The 4,796-nt window shown below is 42.6% G+C and carries 6 protein-coding genes; 2 read left to right on the forward strand and 4 right to left on the reverse strand.

Going from position 1 to position 4,796, the window contains the following annotated elements; genetic code table 11:
- Window positions 1-339: 339 nt before the first annotated feature.
- Window positions 340-690: a hypothetical protein gene (locus tag I8U17_RS17655; protein ID WP_198059948.1), complete on the reverse strand. Its 351-nt coding sequence runs from the start codon at window positions 688-690 to the stop codon at window positions 340-342.
- Window positions 691-781: 91 nt separating this feature from the next.
- Window positions 782-1,276, reverse strand: coding sequence for a hypothetical protein (locus I8U17_RS17660; RefSeq protein WP_198059949.1), 495 nt, complete (start codon window positions 1,274-1,276; stop codon window positions 782-784).
- 138 nt (window positions 1,277-1,414) lie between these two features.
- Between I8U17_RS17660 and I8U17_RS17665 the strand changes: the two genes are divergently transcribed.
- A complete protein-coding gene (locus tag I8U17_RS17665) occupies window positions 1,415-2,395 on the forward strand; it encodes a site-specific integrase (protein ID WP_198059950.1) in 981 nt (326 codons plus the stop codon).
- Window positions 2,396-3,090: 695 nt separating this feature from the next.
- Here the strand turns inward: I8U17_RS17665 and I8U17_RS18505 are convergent.
- Both I8U17_RS18505 and I8U17_RS17675 read right to left on the reverse strand, forming a co-directional pair.
- Window positions 3,091-3,249 (reverse strand): tyrosine-type recombinase/integrase, encoded by a 159-nt coding sequence (locus I8U17_RS18505; protein ID WP_370589290.1) that lies wholly within the window; start codon window positions 3,247-3,249, stop codon window positions 3,091-3,093.
- Window positions 3,250-3,406: 157 nt separating this feature from the next.
- A complete protein-coding gene (locus I8U17_RS17675) occupies window positions 3,407-4,000 on the reverse strand; it encodes a TetR/AcrR family transcriptional regulator (protein ID WP_198059951.1) in 594 nt (197 codons plus the stop codon).
- A 108-nt stretch (window positions 4,001-4,108) separates the two neighbouring features.
- Here I8U17_RS17675 and I8U17_RS17680 point away from each other — a divergent pair, with 108 nt between their 5' ends.
- Window positions 4,109-4,621: an HPP family protein gene (locus I8U17_RS17680; protein ID WP_198059952.1), complete on the forward strand. Its 513-nt coding sequence runs from the start codon at window positions 4,109-4,111 to the stop codon at window positions 4,619-4,621.
- Window positions 4,622-4,796: the final 175 nt, after the last annotated feature.

Here is a 4,796-nt window from a genome sequence, read left to right on the forward strand (position 1 = left end):
ATAGGTCACATCAGGTTTACTTTATCTGTATATATCCTAGAAATATACAAAACCCCATTCCTTTTCCGAAGAAAAGGGGGGGGTTTGTCATCAATCTCAAGCTACCCGAGTAGGGTAGCTCTTTTATATGATCCCAAAACAGGGGTCTAGAAGCCTTTCTGAGCCACGAAAAATTATTCCGAATACTCCAGGTACCCCCTGATATTTAAATGGCCGTATAAACGAAAAAATCGAAATGTGATAAAATGGATATTGCCGCAAAAACTTGCGAACGTATGATTGGTTGCCCTTGGGGATGCGGCCCCCGGGGCTTTACTTATGCCATCAAAAAAAGAGGCCCTATGAGCCCCTCTTCTCGCGCCTTTCTAGTGTTCGTCGATTCATGACTTCAACGCACAAATCAGCAATACTCTTTGCATTCGTAAAGATAACCTGCTTGGTGATCGGATCGATGTATTGGCCCAAGCCTGGGCTGAGTTTGACTTCCATGTCGTTGTTATCATCAATGATAAACTGCATGACCGTATTCTGGATGCTTTTCATCTTATAGTGATTGAGCGCCTGGCCAGTAGCTTCAACCAACGGGATCATTTTCTCATGGATGTCAGGATACATATCCTCTGCAATAGCTTGATTTAGGATGAAATCCAATCCGTTGTTTGCTTTGTCAAAGCGGAACAAGAAAATCAATATGTACACTCCCTTTGTTAAAAGTACATACTGATCATAGCACGTTCCTGGGCAATTGGCGGCAAATTCCTCCTTCGCTACCTCTGCCCCCTTAGGCGTACCGATCTAAAATATCTAGAATAACTCGCTGTGAATAACGATAGGCGCTTTGTTCCCCGGTACCATCAAACAATCCGTCTTCCTCTGCAACATCATAATATTGTCGAGCCTGCTCGTAATAAGGAACGTGTAAACGACGAATTAATTCATAAATTTCTGTTTCGTCTTTAAGGTTTCGTTCGTTTAAAAATCCAATCAGTTCCGATAATCCGTCAGGCCCAACAAAATATTCTAATCCCAGATCTTTGACGCCCATTCCCTTTGATAAATACAAATGGTCATTTTCCCGATAATTACATTTCCGTGATTTATGTACGATTCGAAAATTCCCCTCTTGATTGGTTTCATCCACCCACAGCCACTCTAAAAAACCGTTATCAGCCTTTTCAATTATTCCTCCACAAGCATCACATTTCCATTGTCTCAACGGTTCCAGCTTAATCTTTCCGAAATTTTGTAAGACCTTAATTTTAGTTTCCAAATTCAAAATAATCCCCTCCCACTCCATTTTATTGGAAACGAAGGGCGAATTCACGCTATTTTTACACGAACAAAAATTCGTATTTTATCCTCTTTCTAACTTATGATAATATAATGTTATCCGAAGTTAGAAACGGGTGATAACATGGAATCATTTCAAAATCCGATTATCAAAACCGGGATAGTCAGTAATGAAAATTCGACTCCGACACTTTATGAAGGCAAAGCAAAAAAGTATATGGAATCGTCCAAATCGGCCAATACCCGAAAAGCCTATCGGACGGATTGGCAGCACTTTTTGGATTGGTGCCAAGAACACAACATCAACCCGATTCCGGCGGATCCGCAAAACGTATCAGACTACATTGCCGATCTTGCTGATCAAGGCTATAAACCCTCTACCATCCAACGCCGCATCGCTTCCATCAGTCAAGCTCATCAAATGGCAGGGTTTGAAAGCCCAACTCACACTGCAAAAGTACGCGCCACCTGGCAGGGAATTCGCCGGGAGTTGGGAACCGCACCAAAGCAAAAGAAAGCCGCCGGCATCGAAATCATCAAAGCCATGTGCCAAACTATTCCGGATACATTACTTGGCCACCGGAACCGCGCTTTGCTTTTGATTGGTTTTGCTTCGGGTTCCCGCCGTTCGGAATTGGTTTCACTTAATGTCGAAGACGTTGAATTCAGCCACGAAGGTGTGACTCTACATATCCGCCGTTCCAAAACGGACCAGGAAGGCCGTGGTCGAAAGGTAGGTATCAAATTTGGCTCACATCCTCAAACCTGTCCTGTCCGGGCTCTCCAAAGATGGATCAACGAGTCTGGTATCACAACCGGGGCGCTTTTTCGCAGAGTAGATCGTCACGGCAATGTAAAAGATCGTCTCACTGGTGATGGAGTCGCTTATATCATTAAGCAAATCAGCAAGCGAGCAGGATTTGATCCTAAAGAATTTGCTGGCCATAGCCTGCGTCGTGGTTTTATTACTACTGCTCATAGAATGCGAAAAAGCGAATATGCCATTATGAAGCAAACCGGTCATAAGTCCATTCAGACCATGCGTCGATATATCGAAGACGCAGATGTGTTCGCTGACAATGCAACAGACGGGATCGGATTATAAAAACCACTCCGATCATGGAAAGTCCAGAAATATTTATAAGCCAAGGAAAGGAGTTGGACGATGGAGGGAGTTCCACTCTCCCTTTTTGTTTTTTCCTTGGCCTAAGTCAAGAAAGGAGGAGGCGGGACATTTGACAGAAGGGGATTGCCCCACACCCTTTCCTTGATTGGATTTTTTGTCCTCCTTCCCTGACTTAGATGCGGTTTGCAAAACAAATATGTCTATGATTCTAAGCATCCATCTTAAAAGAGAAGCCGGGAAAACCATATATTGTATCAGAACGGACGTGACTCACCTCCTGATACTTTGAAATGTCCCCGGCTTAAATTGGGGTGGAGGGAGCGAAGACCGATTTTGGGGCCATCTCTCCAGTAAATGGAAAAATGACTTGAGATACCTCTCAGTGCACTCAAGTCATTTCGTGTTTGTAAAGAAACTCAGTGATTACTCTCTCATGTTCATATTCTGTGTTTCAATAATATCCTTCATGTCCAGAATACGGTTGGATAAGCGCATCATCAATCTCTTGCTTTTTGAGCCATGTTAACAGGAAACGGCGTAACTTATGCGGAGAAATAGATCGTGTCATACCAGCTCTGAATACTTTTTGAGGATTATCTGGCTATCGCGATCGGTGTATTTTCTTCCAAGATGATTAGATAGCGCCTCTTTCTGTGTGTTATCGGTATGCATAGCTAACAATTCTTTGAATGCAATGGTACGATCCGGTCTTTCTTTCCTTTGCCCCGATTAACTTCGATGTGGCAGCGCTGAAAATCCACGTCGCTCAACTGAATGTTGATCAGTTCGCTCATGTGGACGCCGGTATACAGTAGGGTCTTTATGATCACCATGTATTGGAAGTTCTTTCTAATGGATGATTTTCAAACGTCACCCACCGTTCCAAAACCGATGTGAACGCACGTCTGTTTCGAAAAGGAAGGTGAAAGAAACCTAACTTTGCTACATGGTTCACTACGTGGCGAAGTAATTCTTGGAGTGAAACAGGATCTACTTGTTCCCTTGCTTTTGAATCATTTGACTTTGTTCAATCAGGGTGATAGCTGCTTTTTTCGCCGTCTTGGCCGAGTCCTTGTTATTGGTTATGTAAGCTAGAACAATCGCACCTTCTACAAGCATCTGAAGCTGATGAACCAATGTCTCATCATTCATATCCAAATCTTTTACTAAATCTCGAATCATTCGTGAAACGGCAAGTTTATGGTTGCAAGCGATCTGATGAGCCTCTTCTTTATCTAAACCAAGTTCTCCAGCAGCATTAATAAAAGCGCACCCTCTGAATCCCTCTTGATTAAACCACTCATCAAGCGCATCAAAGACAGCAAGCAACTTTCTTTTTGGATGATTACTGGCACGTTGAACATAATCTTTCATCCAATCTAGCCAACGCTGATCTACTTTTTCGAGATAAGCTTTTATCAATTCATCTTTTGATGAAAAATGGCGGTACAGTGTTTTGATTGCAACATTTGCCTCTTTTGCAATCAAATCCATCCCTACTGCTTGAATACCTTGGCGATAGAATAAATCTTCTGCGGCTTCCAAAATTCGGTCCTTTGGCTTTTTCTTATTATTTTCCTCCAAAATCTTTTCCTCCCTCTTGAAGTATAACGGTCGTTATACTATATTATAGCTATAAAGTATAACAATCGTTATACATATTATATCCAAAAAAGTGGGAGGTACCCCATAATGAATCTGAGGTTTATCTCTAAGTTAAAAACAGATGCGAGAACACCATTAAAGGTGGTGCCTACGAACGTAATCCTTGGGTTTATCGGCGGTTTCATCACCATTTTCTCACTGGCTTATCTTACAGAATGGAGCAAGATAACTTGGCTCATGGCTCCATTTGGAGCAAGCTGTGTTTTAGCTTTCGCTGTTTGGGACGCTCCGCTGTCCCAGCCTCGTAACATTATTGGAGGGCATTTTCTTTCTACTCTAGTCGGAATTCTCTGTCTGAAGATATTTGGCAATCACCCATGGGTGATTGCACTTGGAGTAGGTTTGGCTATTTCTCTGATGGTCCTTACTAAGACAACCCATCCCCCTGCTGGAGCTGATCCAATTGTTGTCATCCTTGGCAACTTTTCATGGAACTATCTAATAAGCCCTGTACTCATTGGCTCAGTAGTGGTTGTTGTGCTGGCGATTCTAGTAAACAACTTCACTAGTAAACGCAAGTACCCTTCGTTCTGGTTGTAGGGGTAGACCAATAACGCTTTCACTTACATGTTAAGGCTCAAAAGTTGGTTTATGAGACCAAGGAGGTTTTGAATGTTATAATGACCCCATACGCTTCCAGACGAAAGATAAAGTATAATGGAAGGAAGCAAGAAAGGGGTCGTTTTTTATGGGGCGGCGAAAATGGACTGCTGAG

Origin of the sequence: Thermoactinomyces sp. CICC 10521, assembly GCF_016055135.1 — a bacterium.
Classification (GTDB): Bacteria; Bacillota; Bacilli; order Thermoactinomycetales; family Thermoactinomycetaceae; genus Thermoactinomyces_A; species Thermoactinomyces_A daqus.

Bases quoted from the DNA above. Each gene is read 5' to 3' on its own strand.
- I8U17_RS17665 (WP_198059950.1), top strand. From the start codon at position 1,415: ATGGAATCATTTCAAAATCCGATTATCAAAACCGGGATAGTCAGTAAT.
- I8U17_RS17680 (WP_198059952.1), top strand. From the start codon at position 4,109: ATGAATCTGAGGTTTATCTCTAAGTTAAAAACAGATGCGAGAACACCA.
- I8U17_RS18505 (WP_370589290.1), bottom strand. From the start codon at position 3,249: ATGGTGATCATAAAGACCCTACTGTATACCGGCGTCCACATGAGCGAA.